Annotated in this window: 12 protein-coding genes; 7 read left to right on the forward strand and 5 right to left on the reverse strand. The window is 39.5% G+C overall.

Features of this window, described 5'->3' with window-relative positions:
• Positions 1 to 746: 746 nt before the first annotated feature.
• Together FXF36_RS10090 and FXF36_RS10095 are read right to left on the reverse strand one after the other, a co-directional pair.
• Positions 747 to 1343, reverse strand: coding sequence for a hypothetical protein (locus tag FXF36_RS10090; RefSeq protein WP_151623725.1), 597 nt, complete (start codon positions 1341 to 1343; stop codon positions 747 to 749).
• A 788-nt stretch (positions 1344 to 2131) separates the two neighbouring features.
• Entirely contained in the window at positions 2132 to 2989 is an 858-nt protein-coding gene (locus FXF36_RS10095) for a patatin-like phospholipase family protein (RefSeq protein ID WP_151623727.1), read from the reverse strand.
• A 217-nt stretch (positions 2990 to 3206) separates the two neighbouring features.
• On the opposite strand from FXF36_RS10095, the gene FXF36_RS10100 reads away from it, so the two are divergent.
• Positions 3207 to 3872 carry an HAD family hydrolase gene (locus FXF36_RS10100; RefSeq protein WP_243143493.1) on the forward strand — a complete coding sequence of 222 codons (666 nt, stop codon included), beginning with the start codon at positions 3207 to 3209 and terminating at the stop codon, positions 3870 to 3872.
• A gap of 9 nt (positions 3873 to 3881) precedes the next feature.
• Here the strand turns inward: FXF36_RS10100 and FXF36_RS10105 are convergent, their stop codons facing one another.
• Both FXF36_RS10105 and FXF36_RS10110 read right to left on the reverse strand, forming a co-directional pair.
• A complete protein-coding gene (locus tag FXF36_RS10105) occupies positions 3882 to 5186 on the reverse strand; it encodes a sensor histidine kinase (protein WP_151623729.1) in 1305 nt (434 codons plus the stop codon).
• A 32-nt stretch (positions 5187 to 5218) separates the two neighbouring features.
• Positions 5219 to 5932 (reverse strand): LytR/AlgR family response regulator transcription factor, encoded by a 714-nt coding sequence (locus FXF36_RS10110; protein ID WP_151623731.1) that lies wholly within the window; start codon positions 5930 to 5932, stop codon positions 5219 to 5221.
• Between the two features lie 143 nt (positions 5933 to 6075).
• Here FXF36_RS10110 and FXF36_RS10115 point away from each other — a divergent pair, with 143 nt between their 5' ends.
• From FXF36_RS10115 to FXF36_RS10140, 6 genes are all read left to right on the forward strand, one after another.
• Entirely contained in the window at positions 6076 to 9075 is a 3000-nt protein-coding gene (locus FXF36_RS10115; protein ID WP_151623733.1) for a glycoside hydrolase family 3 protein, read from the forward strand.
• A gap of 222 nt (positions 9076 to 9297) precedes the next feature.
• On the forward strand, positions 9298 to 10683 hold the full coding sequence (locus FXF36_RS10120) for a TldD/PmbA family protein (RefSeq protein WP_151623735.1): 1386 nt from the start codon (positions 9298 to 9300) through the stop codon (positions 10681 to 10683).
• A 1-nt stretch (position 10684) separates the two neighbouring features.
• Positions 10685 to 12001: a TldD/PmbA family protein gene (locus FXF36_RS10125; RefSeq protein WP_151623737.1), complete on the forward strand. Its 1317-nt coding sequence runs from the start codon at positions 10685 to 10687 to the stop codon at positions 11999 to 12001.
• A 90-nt stretch (positions 12002 to 12091) separates the two neighbouring features.
• Positions 12092 to 13303 (forward strand): class I SAM-dependent rRNA methyltransferase, encoded by a 1212-nt coding sequence (locus tag FXF36_RS10130; RefSeq protein WP_151623739.1) that lies wholly within the window; start codon positions 12092 to 12094, stop codon positions 13301 to 13303.
• A gap of 25 nt (positions 13304 to 13328) precedes the next feature.
• On the forward strand, positions 13329 to 15188 hold the full coding sequence (locus tag FXF36_RS10135) for an RsiV family protein (RefSeq protein ID WP_151623741.1): 1860 nt from the start codon (positions 13329 to 13331) through the stop codon (positions 15186 to 15188).
• Between the two features lie 12 nt (positions 15189 to 15200).
• Positions 15201 to 15779, forward strand: coding sequence for an ABC transporter ATP-binding protein (locus tag FXF36_RS10140; RefSeq protein WP_151623743.1), 579 nt, complete (start codon positions 15201 to 15203; stop codon positions 15777 to 15779).
• Here the strand turns inward: FXF36_RS10140 and FXF36_RS16340 are convergent.
• A complete protein-coding gene (locus FXF36_RS16340) occupies positions 15769 to 15909 on the reverse strand; it encodes a hypothetical protein (RefSeq protein WP_167511357.1) in 141 nt (46 codons plus the stop codon). The two genes, FXF36_RS10140 and FXF36_RS16340, sit on opposite strands and share 11 nt — an antisense overlap.
• Between the last annotated feature and the right edge of the window lie 187 nt (positions 15910 to 16096).

Raw genomic sequence — 16096 nt, forward strand, 5'->3', positions numbered from 1 at the left:
TTTTGAGGACATGCTTTGATAAAATATCTGTCATATCGGTGGATTTTATCAATAGACAAGTTTCAAACTAGCATACTATTGTATGACATTGATAAAAATCTTCATATTTCTCAAAAACTTATCAATTCAAAACGATACTATGCCACTTAGGGAGCAGGTAATTGATAAAATCAATGATTTCTAAGGGGACTTTATCAATACATAATGCAATAAAGCTGGATTGAGTAGTAGCTATTGATAAAATCAATGATTTCTAAGGGGACTTTATCAATACATAATGCAATAAAGCTGGATTGAGTAGTAGCTATTGATAAAATCAATGATTTCTGAGGAGACTTTATCAATACATAATGCAATAAAGCTGGATTGAGTAGTAGCTATTGATAAAATCAATGATTTCTAAGGAGACTTTATCAATACATAATGCAATAAAGCTGGATTGAGTAGTAGCTATTGATAAAATCAATGATTTCGCAGGAGACTTTATCAATACATAATGCAATAAAGCCAGATTGAGTAGTAGCTATTGATAAAATCAATGATTTCTGAGGAGACTTTATCAATACATAATGCAATAAAGCTGGATTGAGTAGTAGCTATTGATAAAATCAATGATTTCAAGGAGAAATTTATCAACGCCAAATACAAAAATGCATGATTGAGTGGTGGCAATTGATAAAACCAGTGCACTCCAAGAAGATTTTATCAATCCACAATGTAATAATGCCTAGTTGTGAAAGTAATTTCTATAGCCTCATCATAGACAATGCACTAACTGCGTCAGAATAAGAAAAAGGATTCTCCTTTGTCTCAAAAGTTGTTATAAGATTCTTGCCTGGTACGATTCCATTCGAATGATAAAGCTGCATCTTATTGAAGGCTTTTTTAGCGTAGGAGGAATCGTCCATTATTCCAAAGTGTTCCCAATATATTAGATTTCCTGTGATTGGATTGAGTAGAGTGAAATCAGGATAAAAAGTTCTTCCCTGAATTATTAATTCACATTCATATTTGTAAGGGATTCCTTTTTGGAAAAGCGCCATATCTATATAGGATTCAGATTTAGATCTTACTTTTTTCCCAGATGGGCATGGTATAGATAGTTGTTCAGGATAATGTGGGTTGCAATTGTAGCTTTCATTTATCCATTGCTCAATTGAAGAATTAGACTCGAAAGAGTTGGATGTCATCAGTTGACAATAGCCTGGATTTTTAAGAAAAGAATCTATTGCATTTTCTAATGGTTCAAGGAGCTCATTCTCATAATCTAGAGTGTGCAGTTTTTCAGTAAGATATTGCTTCTTTAGAAGAAGATATTTCTTCTGTGCAAGTTTTTGCGCCAAAGCTAAATTATTTTTACGGGATAGATATGCCAGTTGATTATTATGGTAATTATACCATTTATAAGAGCCGTTATTTGAGTAAACTCTAAGCTCGCCATCAGGGAGTTTCTTTAGTTCAGAATCAATTGATAATAATTCCTTTGTGATACTTTTATTTTGATAGATATATTTTTCTTTTATTTTTTTGTACCTCTTTATTAATTTATTTTCTGAATATGAAAATGGAATACTGCCCCAGAAACGGGAACAACCGGATAATTTTTAGAAAAAAGACTTATTTACTCTAGCATGTGAATCTGGAATTGTCAATGCAAAATTATCAAACGGAGAAATGGTGAGCTGGATTGATAAAATATAACGAGCAAAGGCGCGCCGTTTTGTAGTATTAGTTATATTTTTGTATAAGCAAGCTAACTATGGCTTTTAGTGTTTGGATAAATTATCAATAGGTAGCCTTTTAGCCGTTATATCTATGTTTTTTATTGATAATAATATTTATTAAAACGAGATTTTTATCAATGAAAATGGAAATAATAGGGATGGAGGGATATGTATTTATAAATTGCTCTCTTAAATAGAAATATTTATCAATGTGTCATCCATAATTCATCATAACTACGTTCGAGATTGATAAAAAATTCAGATTTTGAAATATTTTTATCAATCCAAAACGATAGTATGGGGCAGGCAAGCTATCTATTGATAAAAGCATTGAGTTTAGGCTTTATTTTATCATTGCCAAAAGAAAATATATAGGCTGGGGGTGAGTATTATTGATAAACCAGCATCTAGCCTAAATACGCCTTCAGGGCAGCAAGCTGGGATATCGCGGCTGCGCGCCCTAATTCGTATACACGTTGCAGTTCTTCAGGCTTCTTTTCAGTGGCTCCAATTTTAAGCGGAGCAGCAGGGCGGATGACGAATACCTTTCCGGCTGCTTCCTGGGCGCGAATGTATGCCTTTTCCTCGTTATACATTTCATGGCGCTTTGCCATGGTTTCAATCATCTTTGGATAATTTCTGAGTACCATCTTGATGAGCCACATATACTTCTGTGGTTGCTTTACGTAATCAATTGGCTGAGTCTCAATCACAAGAATCCTGTCACAATTCTGGCTCTCCATAAATTTTAGTGGAATGGAATCAGACATGCCTCCATCAAGATAAGCTCGACCATTTATTTTAACAGGGCGGGAGACAACAGGCATGGATGCAGAAGCACGAATCCATTTGATATCAACTCCCTCAGGGGTACTGTCAGGATTATCACATTTATGATATACCGCATTTCCGGATTGAAGGTCTGTGGCAACGCAATAGAAATCCATTGGATTGTTATAAAAGGTTTCAGTGTCCCAAACATCCAGCTCATATGGCAAGGTGCCGTAGCAAAATGGAACATTGTATAAATCGCCTGTTTCAATCAGGGATTTGAAGCTGGCATATCGCTTGTCGTTGCAATAGACCTTATTGTAGCGGAGAGGTCTTCCTATTTGCTTTGATTTGAAATTCAAACCAAAGGTTGCCCCCGCTGAAACGCCAACGGCAATATCGAATTCAATGCCATTTTCTAGCATAACATCTATAACACCGCAGGTGAACATGCCGCGCATAGCACCACCTTCCATAACAAGTCCCTTTTTCATAAGCATTCTCCTTTTAGCAAGCAACAGGTGTGTAAGCTATTGTGGGCTTTTCCATTTATCTGCCCACAAATAATAACAAATAATTATTAGCACTATACCATTTATGGACAAATATTTCAATAGTGTTACATATTTGTTACGGAATATGGTTTGTATTAATCACTGTGAAATGATAGTATTTTCAAAGATTAAAACCTAATTTTGGAGAGCGAAAGCTATGGGAAATAATATGGAAAAAGAAATTAAAGCCGTCCTTTTTGATATGGACGGAACACTTACAGATACAGAAAAGCTATATCAGACCGCATGGCCACAGACACTGGAGCATTTTGGTTATGAGATGTCGGAAGAGAAGCCTTTGATTCTTCGATCACTTGGAAGGCCATTTGCGGTACAGCAATTTAAGGAATGGTATGGCGAGGATTTTGATTATTGGAAAGTGAGAAATTATCGCAAGCAGCTTGTGGAAGAAATGCTTGCAGAAAATGGAATTCCACTTAAGCCTGGAGCAAAGGAGATTCTCCAGTGGCTTAGGGAACAGAGGATTTTCACAGCCCTTGTCACAGCAAACGATAAGGACAGGGCGGAGCGCTATACTAAGCGAGTTGGACTGTATGAATATTTTGATGCAATCATTTGCGCCGACATGGTAGAATTTGGCAAGCCAGCGCCAGATATTTACGCCTATGCTTGCAGGGAGCTGAACCTTCCACCTGAGCAGACAATTGCAGTGGAGGATTCGCCAAACGGTTGCAGGAGTGCACACGGAGCAGGCTGTAATGTGGTGATGATTCCAGACCTTACTGAGCCTGACGAAGAACTGAGCAAAATCCTTTACAAGAGACTTGACACACTTATGGATTTAAAAAATCTTTTCAAGTAAACATATGAACTATTTCTCCAATGCAAGCATAACCTTTCCATGAAAATAATTACCCTCAATTGTGGTTTGGAATATGCCATCATTGCGGGAAACAACATCCTTGATTATTTTTAAACCAAGACCGTGATTTTCTTTGTCGGTCTTGGTTGTTTTTAATTCTGGGTTATTACTTAATAGCTCGGAATTAATTTTGTTAGAAACTTCAAGTGTAAGGTAGCTTTTAATGCATTTGATGGTGATATGGATATCTGGATTATCCACCTGGCTACACGCTTCAAAAGCGTTGTTAAATAGGTTTAGGAAAATGGTGCAGAATTCATCATCATTAATTGGAAGTTCAGCAGGCAAGAGAATTTCAGAGTAAACCTTTATCCCATGTCGTTGAGCCTCGGCTATTTTTCGATTCAGGATGTAGTCAATCATTGTGTTTCCAGTGGAGATGGCTGATAGCTGTGATAGCTTTTCTCCAATTGTGTTATCTAAATAGTCCTGAAGCTTGTCTACTTTCCCCTCATTCAAAAGAGTTTGAATATATAGGTAATTATTCTTTAATTCATGTCTTTCCTTCTTTATGCGTTCCTCCAATTCAAGAGAATAACGGTATCTGAAAACCTGAGCCCTGGTGTCTGTTAATGCCAGGTCCAGACGGCGCTGTTCCTCGGATGCTTTCAAAAAGGTGGAGAAGAAATCATAAAACATTGGAATAATTGGCAAAATTATTAGTGCCAAAATTGCATCCTGATAGCGCTTGAACCATGGAATATCAAAAAGCCCTGACCAGTAAAAAACAAGCAGACTAATTGGCAGATATAATACAAAGAAAAATCTGGGCTTTATGAAGGAAGCATCCACGTGAATGGCAGAGTACTTGAATAGTTTGCCAAGAAGCACCAAAAAGATAAACAGTAGTAGACCAGAAATAATGTCTATCATGGCATAGGTGGTTGGGTTCATGGTATTTTCCATTGAGTATAAAGGCGAGCAAATCATTTTACTTAATTCAATAAATGCGATGAAAAATGATATATAAATTGTCTTTAAAAAGAAAATGCCGTCCAAACATAGATGAGCAAAGAAAAGTGATATTGGAAGTGCGATAAAGTAGAAATACCAATAAGGGCGGTTATAGTGAATTTGTGGAATGAAATAAGGGGCATATTTAAAAATTAGAAATGTGCCCATGCTAAGTCCGAAGAAAGAAATATTGTTAAATCCTTTGCGGTATTTTGGAAAAACCTGATGAAGAATGTATAGCAGTAGCGCAAAGTGAATAACACCTTCCAGTTCTGTAGTGCGGTATAGCTGATAAATCATAATAATCCTTTCCTGAAAATAATAAGCAAAATCTACATAGAGTAGGTAATAAACTGTTGCTTAAGCTCTTCACTTGAACCTCTGCTGATTGGCAATTCTTCCCCGTTTGTAAGAATCACAGAATTCTTGGTTATTTTGGAAATGAAATCCATGTTAACAATATAGCTGCGATGAATTTTTATGAAATGTAAATCCTTCAGTGCATTTTCCAAATCCATGAATTTGAACTTGATAATTTCATCTCTGCCGGTGGTGACGATTCGGCATTCCTTTCGTTGAGCCTCTGCGTAGATGATTGTTCTGGCATCGAAGGAAATGATATCTCCGTTGGTCTCTGTGAATTTGATTGTTTTGGGTTTTCTTTTTTGTAGTTCGGAAATCACGGAGGTAACAAGATGGTCTGTCAGTTCCCTTAATTCGCTTTTACGAATAAATCTGAATGGTTGAACTTCGAAGGTTTGGAATACAAGCTCTTCTTTGTTTGAAATGAAAACTACAAGGGCATCAGGGGAAATCTTTCGGATTTCTTTACATAGTGAAATACCATCCAAACCGGGCATCTCAATATCTAAAAAAAGAATATCATAATGGAAATGCTGCTCAAGCATAGCGAGAAAATCCTCACTGTTGGTAAAGAAATCAAAGGCTACCTGAACATTGTGATTGTTGAAGGAATCAGCAAGCATAGCCTTTGTCGAATCTAATATTTCCTTTTCATCATCCACGATTACTGCCTGATACATCATAACCTCCTCAAAGAAAATCTAACCAGAGTATAGCACATTTCGTTCTCTATTTTTGCATTTCGTACCGACAATGAGAAATCCACATTTTTTGTGATAGATTGGACTCAACAAATAAACCTGATAAGGTTAAGGAGGATGAAGAGATGAGCGTGAAGAAATTCACAAGAATTTGGACAGTTGTTATTGCTATCGTTGCACTTCTTGCAATTATAGTTAGCATTGTCCTTACAGGTCCACTTTACACAGTAATGAATATGTACTTTGGTAAGGGTGACGCAGTTATTAAACAGAATGAGTTTGCAAGCTCATTGGACGGAGATTATTACAAGGCAGAGCATGCTGATGCTGACAGCCTGCTTACAGCAAGTCAGCAGAAGGCTGAGGAGGTTGAGCAGGAGGGTATTGTTCTTCTCAAGAATGATAACCAGGCACTTCCACTTGCTACAGATGAAAACGAGGTTTCACTATTCGGTAGAACATCTGTAGATCCTATTTACACAGGTGCAGGAAGTGCTGCTACAGAAAGCTCACCAGTAGATTACAAGACAGCATTTGAGGCAAATGGCTTCAAGGTTAATAATGATTTATTTGATTTCTATGCAAAGCATCCTATTTCAACTGAGGTTGTAAAGGAAAAGATGATGACAGGCATGGGCGAGATGGACGTTGAGTATACAGGCCGTGGCTTCGTTTCATCAATGGGTACAGCAAAGTTTATGGGCGACATCATCGCAGAGGTTCCACTTGCAGATTATCCAGAAAGTCTTAAGGACAGCTTTACAACATACGGCGATGCAGCAATCGTATTTATCGGCCGTGTTGGTGGTGAGGGTTGTGATCTTCCTACAGATATGTCTGAGTTTGCTACAACAGACGCAGATAAGGACAAGAGCTATCTTGAGCTTGATAGCAGAGAGCAGGATATGCTTGCATACGTAAAGGCTCAGAAGGATGCAGGAGCATTCGGCAAGATTGTTGTAGTTCTTAATACAGCAAATGCAATGGAGCTTGGTTTCTTAAATGAGGAGCAGTATGGTATTGATGCTGCTATCTGGGTTGGATGTATCGGTGATCAGGGTGCCAATGCAGTAGCAAAGGTATTAAATGGTACTGTTAATCCATCAGGTCGTACAGTTGACACTTTTGTCAGCGACCTAACAGCAGACCCTACTTATGTAAATTTTGATGATACATTCTACTCAAACGTGGATGGTTCAATTGGTGGATATGAGTCTGGTCGCTTTAATGAGTATGAAGAAGGTATTTACGTTGGTTACAGATATTACGAAACAGCTGCAGCGGAGGCTATGGATGGCAACTATGCAGGTTTCGATTATGACAAGGCTGTAGTTTATCCATTTGGATATGGCTTGTCTTATACAACATTCGATAAGAAATATGTTGCTGCAAATTACAATGATGGCACATATACTTTCGAAGTAAAGGTTACTAACACAGGCGATGTAGCAGGTAAGGATGTAGTTGAAATCTATGCAGAAAGCCCATACATCAAGGGTGGCATTGAAAAGAGCAAGGTTGTTCTTGCTGGTTTTGCAAAAACAGGTGTTATCGAGGCAGGTCAGTCTCAGACAGTTACTATCACAGTTGCTGAGGATGATTTAGCATCATACGATTACAAGAATAATAAGGCATATGTCCTTGATGCAGGTACATACGGTTTCTACTTAAGCGAAAATGCTCACAGCTGGGCAAGCATCGACACAGCTGATTCTACAAAGTATTATTCACGCGACGCTGAGGAAAAGGTATTCTCAGGGGACAACAAGCGCGAAAGTGATTTGATTACAGCTACAAACCAGTTTGATGATGTTTCAGCTGAGTTTGTTGATACTGCTACAGATGGCAAGCCACTTAACTTCAGCAGAGCTGATTTTGCAGGTACTTATCCAACAGCTCCTACTGAAAAGGATGCCGAGGCAGAGGATTACATCAAGACTGCCCACGAGACAGTTTACGACGAGAATACAAATGCATTAACAGGTAATGTTGAAGGCAGTTTAGTATACGCTGACAAGATGCCTACAACAAAGGCAGATAATGGAATTCAGCTTATTAACTTAAGAGGTCTTTCATATGACGATGAGCAGTGGGAGCTTTTACTTGATGAGCTCGATATGTCTGAGGTTGCAAACATGCTTGCTAATGCAGGTTACAACACAGCAGAGCTTTTAAATATCGGCAAGCCAGCTACTCTTGATTATGATGGCCCTATGGGATGGTCAACTTGGGTATCAGCTTCTGGTAAGGATGCAATCTGCATTGGATTCCCAGCAGAGGAAGTGCTTGCAGCTACTTGGAATGTAGACCTTGCAAATGAGATGGGTCAGATTGTTGGTGAGCAGGGATTATTTAATGGTTTCAACGGTTGGTATGCACCAGCTATGAATACACATCGTAATGCTTTTGCAGGACGTAACTACGAATACTATTCAGAGGATGGACTTCTTGCAGGTAAGATTGCAGCTTCAGAGGTTAGTGGAGTTATGAAGTATGGTTCATATTGCTACCTCAAGCATTTCGCACTTAATGACAAGGAAGACGGACGAAATGGTATTGCTACATGGGCTAATGAGCAGGCAATCCGTGAAATTTACCTTAGACCTTTCGAGATTACAGTTAAGGAAGCTAAGGCTGATGTAAATTACTATGACGAAAATGGTGAGCTTCAGACTTCTACAATTGGTGCTGCTACAGCCATCATGAGTTCATACAACAGAATTGGTTGCACATGGTCAGGCGCAAGATATGGTCTCATGACTACTATCCTTCGCGACGAGTGGGGCTTTAACGGAGCAGTTGAGTCAGATTACTTTGGTGGTTCAGCTTACATGGATCCTGATTCAGGTGTAAGAGCTGGAAATGACCTTATGCTTAACACATTCGCTGATGGAAGTGTTACAGATCAGACTTCAGCTACAGGTGTAGCTGCAATGAGAAAGGCTGCTCATAATACTTTATACATGGTTGCAAATTCTAATGCTATGCAGGGCATCGTTCCTGGTTCAACAGTAAGCTACAAGCTTGCTACATGGCAGAAGTGCATAATACTTGGTGATGTTATTGCTGCAGTTATCGTTATCATTGGAATTACAATGATTATCAGAAAGAAAAAAGCAGCTTAACATAAAAGCTTTTATGGAGTTATAGAGGCTGCTCCATAATAGAAAACAATTCTCTTCTTTATAGTGGCCACTGGATTTTTGATTGATGAATCCAGTGGTCTTTTTTATTGAAAAGCGTTATTTCTTTGTGTAAAATCAACTTATTGGGATATTTGTGAATTAAAGTGTTAAAGCGGAAAAGTGCACTTGATTCGCAAGGAAGAATATTGTTATGGAGGCATTATGATTAGCGACATTTTAGGATCAAAAAAGTCCTGTTTCGAAACAGGGGTTCAGTCTGTCCTCAGGGGGCAGGAAAACAGACTTCGCCTCGCAGTTCTTCATCAGGGAATACTGACAACAAATCAGCGCTCTGAGGAGAATGGCGTGTGCGCTATCGTTTACAAAAATGGGGTTAAAGGTTTTTCTTCAATGGCAGAGTTCAGTGAAGAGGCTGCAGAGAAGGTTATCAAGGCAGCCACTGAAAATGCTAACTATCTTAGGAAGTATGCCAGCAGTGAAAAGGTGGCACTTCCTCCTATTAATTCTCAGTTAATCAATTCTAAGAGATTCATTATTGATTTTGAGCAAAAGAGAATAATTGATTTATTAAAGCAGGTGGATGACTATGTTGTGGCACACTGTCCAAAGATTACATCAAGAACAGTGAACTACCGCGAGGACACAATGGAAAAGTACATCTATACTTCTGATGCCTGTGATGGTCATGTGGCATATCCAAGATGCAGAATTGCAGTATGTTTGAAGATGCCAGCAAAGGATGGAAGCACTGTGGAGCTATTTGAACTTGTGGGAGGCTTTGGAAATATTGAGGACCATTTCAAGTCCTTGGACAAGGTTTATGAAAAGGTCGATCATATTTACAAGGCTCTTTGCGACAAGGCTGAGGGCGTTTATGCTGAGGCTGGCTACAAGACTGTTATTCTTGACCCAAGAGTGGCAGGAATGATTGCTCACGAGGCCATTGGCCACACTGTTGAGGCTGATCTTGTTATGGGCGGTTCTGTGGCTGGTCCAAACCTTGGAAAGAAGGTTGCATCTGACAAAATCAGCATTGTAGATTACGCATATACGTATCAGGATGGACAGACACCACTTCCAGTTTATATTGATGATGAGGGTGTTCCGGCAGAGGATGCAGTGCTTGTTGACAAGGGCGTTTTGACTGGTTTTATGCACAATAGAGAGACTGCCCTTAAGTACGGTGTAAAGCCACAGGGAAATGCAAGGGGCTACGCATTTTCGGATGAACCTCTTATTAGAATGAGAAACACCACTGTCCTTCCAGGTCAGGATAAGCTGGAGGATATGATTGCTTCAGTTGAGGATGGTTATTATCTGATTGATACTGGAAACGGTCAGGCAGATCTCACTGGTGAGTTTATGTTTGGAATAACTGCTGGCTACGAAATTAAGAAGGGTAAGCTTGGAAGAGCGATTCTTGATACTACAGTTTCAGGCATTGCTTTCGATATGCTTAATACAGTTGACATGGTTTCTGATGAAGTTAGCTGGTCTCCATTTGGAACCTGCGGCAAGAAGCAGCCAATGGCTGTTTCTATGGGCGGTCCGGCAATCAAGTGCAAAATCAACATAGGAGGACGCTAACATGGCAGATATGAATAATATGGAAAAGCTCTTTGAGACCAGTGATTTTATAAAGGATTATTTTGAAAAGCAGGGGGATGTTACTGCACAGTACTCGGTTTCAGAAACAGTTACACGTGAGATTTCTTATATCGATGACGAGTTTTCTCTTTTTAGAACTTTGTTTGACAGCAATGTTGGTGTAGGAATTATCGTTGATAAAAAGCCTGGCAAAACAAGCACTAATTCTTTGAACAAGGAAACAATTAAGGAGACACTGGATAATTTACTTGAGACTACAAAATCAGGTATGGCGGACGATTGCTTTGGTCTTGCTCCAGAGATTGAGGGCGGCGAATTCACTATGGGCGTCCTTGAACCAGATATTGATAAGCTGATGGAACGCGCAAAGGAGCTTATTGAAGCAATCAAAAATGAATATCCAAAGATTCTTCTTTCACAGGTAATTCTTGAGCATATAAGAACAGATGCAGTTTACAGAAATTCCAATGGCACAGAGGATGTCACCCACAAGGGTAGCTATGGCGTTAGCCTTGAATTTGCTGGCAAAGAAGGGGACGCAGTATCAGGTATCTCTGGTTCTTACATAAAAATTGATAATTTGGATACTCCATTTATCGAGCTAGGCAGAATCAGACGAGATCTTGAAGAGGCTGAGATGTCAGCAAAGCCAACTCCAGTGGAGGGCAAGTTCGTAGGAAAGATTATTTTCACACCGGAGTGCTTTATGAGTGCATTGAGAACATTTAGGGAAAATGCGCTTAGTGATGGCGTACTCATTGATAAATCAAGTCCTTGGGCTGATAAGATGGGCAGCAAGGTTGCATCAGATTTATTTACATTCTCTTTGAAGCCATGGGATTCTAGAATTATCGAACACGAGGTTCACACCGTTGATGGATTCAGAAGTGAGGATTTCACTGTTATTGAAAATGGTGTGCTCAAAAATTTTTGCACAACACTTTATGGTGCTAACAAAACAAACGGAAAGGTTGCACCAAACTCAAGCAGTGCATACGTAGTTGAGCCTGGTGATACAGCTTTAGAAGATATGATAAAAGGTATCGAAAAGGGACTAATTGTTGGCTTCATTTCCTGCGGCGCACCAGGAGTAAACGGCGAGTTGGCCGGCGTTGCAAAAAATGCATTTTACATCGAAAATGGTGAGATTAAGCATGCTGTTACCGAAACAATGATTAGCTTTAATCTTATTACTGTTTTACACAATATTATCGCTATTTCAAAGGAAACTCTTTGTAGTGGTGACTGGGTAATTCCATATATTATGGCAGATGACATTACTATTTCGGGAAAGTAGTGTATAATCATCTGTGACACCAAGGTGAACTGAGGCTTACTTGGCTGCAGGTTCACCTTTTTGTTTGATTGATATTATGGAGGATTAAATATGGCAGAGGCAATTGTCACATTAAAAAAGGGAGAGGGTCGTACAATCAAAGCTGGCGGAGCCTGGATTTTTGATAACGAAATTGATAGTGTAATGGGCTCTTTTGAAAATGGGGACATTGTAATTGTTCATGATTTTGATGGATATATGATGGGCCGAGGCTTCATTAATACAAATTCAAAGATTAGAATTCGTATGATGACTCGTAAGAAGGATCAGCTTATTGATGATGATTTTCTTCGCATGAGAGTGAAGGCAGCGTGGGAATATCGTAAATCCGTATTGCTTCCTGTAGATATGAACTGCTGTCGAGTTATATTTGGAGAGGCTGATTTTATACCAGGACTTGTTATTGATAAGTATGACGATGTGCTTGTGGTTGAATCACTTGCACTGGGTATCGACAAGCTAAAGCTTAAGATTGTGGATATGTTAAAGGAAATCATGGAGGCTGATGGATATCACATCCGTGGTGTTTACGAGAGAAGTGATGCTAAGGTTCGCGTTAAGGAAGGACTTGCTCCTTATAAGGGCTTTATTGGCGCAGAGTTTGATACAAATGTAGAGATAGTAGAGAACGGTGTTCACTATATGGTGGATGTTGTTAACGGTCAGAAGACTGGCTTCTTCCTTGACCAGAAGTACAATCGTCTTTCTATTCAGCGCCTTTGCAAGGATAAACGAGTTCTTGATTGCTTCACTCATATGGGTACATTTGCTCTTAATGCTGGACTCGGCGGAGCAGCTGAGGTTACAGGACTTGATATTTCTGATTTTGCAGTGGCGCAGGCTACCGCAAATGCGAAGTTAAACGGTCTTGATTCTACAGTAAAATTCCGTCAGGCTAACGTACTTGATGAGCTTCCAAAGCTTGCTGAGGCAGGAGAGAAGTTTGATGTAGTTATCCTTGACCCACCTGCTTTTACAAAGTCACGTGAGGCTACAAAGAATGCTATAAAGGGCTACCGCGAGATTAATATGAAGGGCTTGAAGCTTGTGAAGGATGGAGGCTATCTTGCCACATGCTCATGCTCACACTTCATGACTCAGGATTTATTTATAAAGGTTATTGGCCAGGCCGCTCAGGCTGCCCACAAGCGCTTACGTCAGGTAGAGTTTAGAACACAGGCTCCAGATCACCCAATTCTTTGGGCTGCAGACGAGAGCTATTATCTGAAGTTTTTAACTTTCCAGGTTTGTGACGAGAAATAAGGACAGAATTTTAAGGAGAATACAAGTGAAGAAATCTATAGTAATCCTTTTGTGCGCTGCACTTGCAGTTGGAAGCTGCGGCTGTAAAAAAGATGATATTACAACTGCAATCACTGATGTTAAGGAGAGTGTGGAAGAGACAGTTACTGAAGCTATAAGCTCTTCTGACGAGCAGTATTATTTAACCTACGACAATAATATCGGATATACGGTAGACACTGATGGCAAGGAAATTAGCAAGTACACCTTTGAAGATTTTAAGGATGTATTCGAGGAAATCGGTGTGGACTATGAGTATGGCGTTTCCATAGATGGAATGTATGATGGAATAATCTATTTCCATTACTCTAATTATTCTGGAGAGAAATCTACGCTTAATTACTATGCGATTGATGCAGCTTCAAAGAAATGGGTTATCTATTTTTCCGCTGCTGACATCTGGTCTCCTATGGCTTTTGATTACTACAAGGGAAAGGTCTATGTGGACATCCGTACATACGAAGATATTGCCAGTCAGGAGGAGCATGTCTTCAGTGTTGAGCCTGAAACATTGACTTTCACCGAGGAGGCTTCAGATATAAATGATATTTTGCAGGCACATAAGGGAAAGCTCATAGAGCCTGCAAAGTACTATCAGTGCTTAAAGCGTACCTATGATGAGGCTGGCTATCTTGTAGTGCAGGAAAGGTACGAAGAGGGGGAATACACGAAGTATAGTTTTAGCAAGCTTACCCATGAGGGTGAAACTCCTTTTGAAGATTTCCAAAAGGGTGATAATTATCTTTTGGGCTACAGCAAGAATTATCTTTACCTGAACGAATATGATAGTGATGGATTGCTAATGATTTGCTACAGTCTCGAGGATGGAAGTACTCATATAATCAATGGTGAGAACTACTCGGATGGGTACTTGGATTACGAGGATGGCATTGTTTATTATCAGATGACCACTGAAAAGCAGTATGGTGTAAATGAATACACTGTGTATCGATACGATTGTCGCAAAGACCAGAACGATAAGCTTTATGCCACATCAAAAATCCCAGGCACAGGTAATGACAGATTTGGTGTCGATGGATTCAGGCTATTTGATGGTCAAATTTATGCGCTGCAATTCTTTGGTAACGAAGAGAAGTGGGCTAGATTTAATGAGTACAGTGGGACTTTTGAGGATTTAGGCTTAACTGTGCAGGAATATTCTTCACTTAATTATGGAACAATAAACTATTACTCATATACTGAAAAGTGCTCAGCTTGCGGTGTGACAGTTTCAAAAAACTATGGTGAGAACTTTGTCTTAGATGCAAAATATTCTGCACATGCGGATGAAATCAATAAGCAGCTTGAATATGCAGATGCTAAAAATGGTGAGGTTGTTACAGATGCTTATGCAGATGATTGTGAGTGGCATAAGGACTACGAAGAGCAGGGCTGCGAAACAAATGAGACTACAGTTTCTGATATATCAATAATTAATGACAGATTCCTCGAGGTTCGTATGGCTGGTTATTGGTATGGCGGTGGTGCTCACGGAATGCCAGATCGTGAAGAAAAAATATTCGATTTAACCACTGGTGAGGAGCTTGGTATTTCCGACTTCTATAGCGGAACAGAGGAGGAGTTCAAGACCTTTGTTGCAGGTAAGGTAAAGGAAGATTACCAGAAGAGCTCAGATAAATACTTTGCAGAGAATGCAGATGATGCATACTCAAGTGCATACGAATCAGTACATATTGATTCTGGAAATATTATTTGGTACGAGGACCATGCGGTTTATTATTTTTATCCATATGACTTAGGCAGCTATGCAGCAGGATTTATTGAGGTAGAATTACCATACAGCGAATTCCTTGGCACAAATCAGCTTAAAAGAATTACAGAATAAGAGACTTGAAAAATGACTATAATACTTGATCATATTACAAAATCCTATGATGGTCGCAAGGTGATTGATGACCTGAATGTAGAAATTGAAGATGGCAGATGCTATGCATTTGTAGGACCTGAGGGCGCAGGCAAGACCACAGCGCTAAAGATTTTTATGGGTCTGGAGCAGCCTGATTCCGGGCATGTGGCACGAATGGGAGATTACAAATATCCTACGTTGCACAGTGCCTATGTTTCTCAGGCTGGACAGCTGAATTTGAGAAAGAATGCAATATGGAACGTTAAAAAGGCCCACAGATGGGCAAGCAAGGGAAGAGCAATCGAGGAATTGAAGAGATTCCTGCTAGAGGAACGAATGGACATCCCCGTTTCAGAGCTTACAGATGTTGAGCGCCGTTTGGTGGAAATCGTAAGAGCTTTTTTCGTGCCAGCTGACTTCATTGTTTTGGACGAGCCATTCCTTGGTATGGATGATGCACTTCGTGAGAAGGTGCTGGGGCACATTATGACAATTCAGGGCTCACGACCACTTTTGATTGCTTCAAGAAGCGAAGAAGGATTGGAGTTTGCCAGAAAGATTAGGATGTAATATCAGTTGGAACAGTCACAGAATAAACAGCCTGGTTGTATTCGATTCCGTTGGCAAGAGTCCAAAGTGCGTAGCCAGAAGGAACATTTCCTACTACAGGTCTGTCTAAAATTTTTCCGTAATTAAACATTGATCTATTGATAACTGCACTCCAGAAATTGCAATTTTCTGAAGGATGAGAGATGTTCCCAATTTTCTCCAATATACTTTTGTAAAAGGCCTTTGATGCGCAAATGGTTTCGCAGGACTGGGATTATTTTTTTATTTTTATGTACATCTGAAGAGTTAAAACTGCTATGATAAATAATCGGTGATGT

This window comes from Pseudobutyrivibrio xylanivorans (assembly GCF_008935055.1).
GTDB classification, from domain to species: Bacteria; Bacillota; Clostridia; order Lachnospirales; family Lachnospiraceae; genus Pseudobutyrivibrio; species Pseudobutyrivibrio xylanivorans_A.

What these genes read in the sequence shown, in the direction of transcription:
- FXF36_RS10095 (WP_151623727.1), bottom strand. Translation starts at nt 2,989, where the DNA reads ATGAAAAAGGGACTTGTTATGGAAGGTGGTGCTATGCGCGGCATGTTC.
- FXF36_RS10100 (WP_243143493.1), top strand. Translation starts at nt 3,207, where the DNA reads ATGGGAAATAATATGGAAAAAGAAATTAAAGCCGTCCTTTTTGATATG.
- FXF36_RS10105 (WP_151623729.1), bottom strand. Translation starts at nt 5,186, where the DNA reads ATGATTTATCAGCTATACCGCACTACAGAACTGGAAGGTGTTATTCAC.
- FXF36_RS10110 (WP_151623731.1), bottom strand. Translation starts at nt 5,932, where the DNA reads ATGATGTATCAGGCAGTAATCGTGGATGATGAAAAGGAAATATTAGAT.
- FXF36_RS10115 (WP_151623733.1), top strand. Translation starts at nt 6,076, where the DNA reads ATGAGCGTGAAGAAATTCACAAGAATTTGGACAGTTGTTATTGCTATC.
- FXF36_RS10120 (WP_151623735.1), top strand. Translation starts at nt 9,298, where the DNA reads ATGATTAGCGACATTTTAGGATCAAAAAAGTCCTGTTTCGAAACAGGG.
- FXF36_RS10125 (WP_151623737.1), top strand. Translation starts at nt 10,685, where the DNA reads ATGGCAGATATGAATAATATGGAAAAGCTCTTTGAGACCAGTGATTTT.
- FXF36_RS10130 (WP_151623739.1), top strand. Translation starts at nt 12,092, where the DNA reads ATGGCAGAGGCAATTGTCACATTAAAAAAGGGAGAGGGTCGTACAATC.
- FXF36_RS10140 (WP_151623743.1), top strand. Translation starts at nt 15,201, where the DNA reads ATGACTATAATACTTGATCATATTACAAAATCCTATGATGGTCGCAAG.
- FXF36_RS16340 (WP_167511357.1), bottom strand. Translation starts at nt 15,909, where the DNA reads ATGTTTAATTACGGAAAAATTTTAGACAGACCTGTAGTAGGAAATGTT.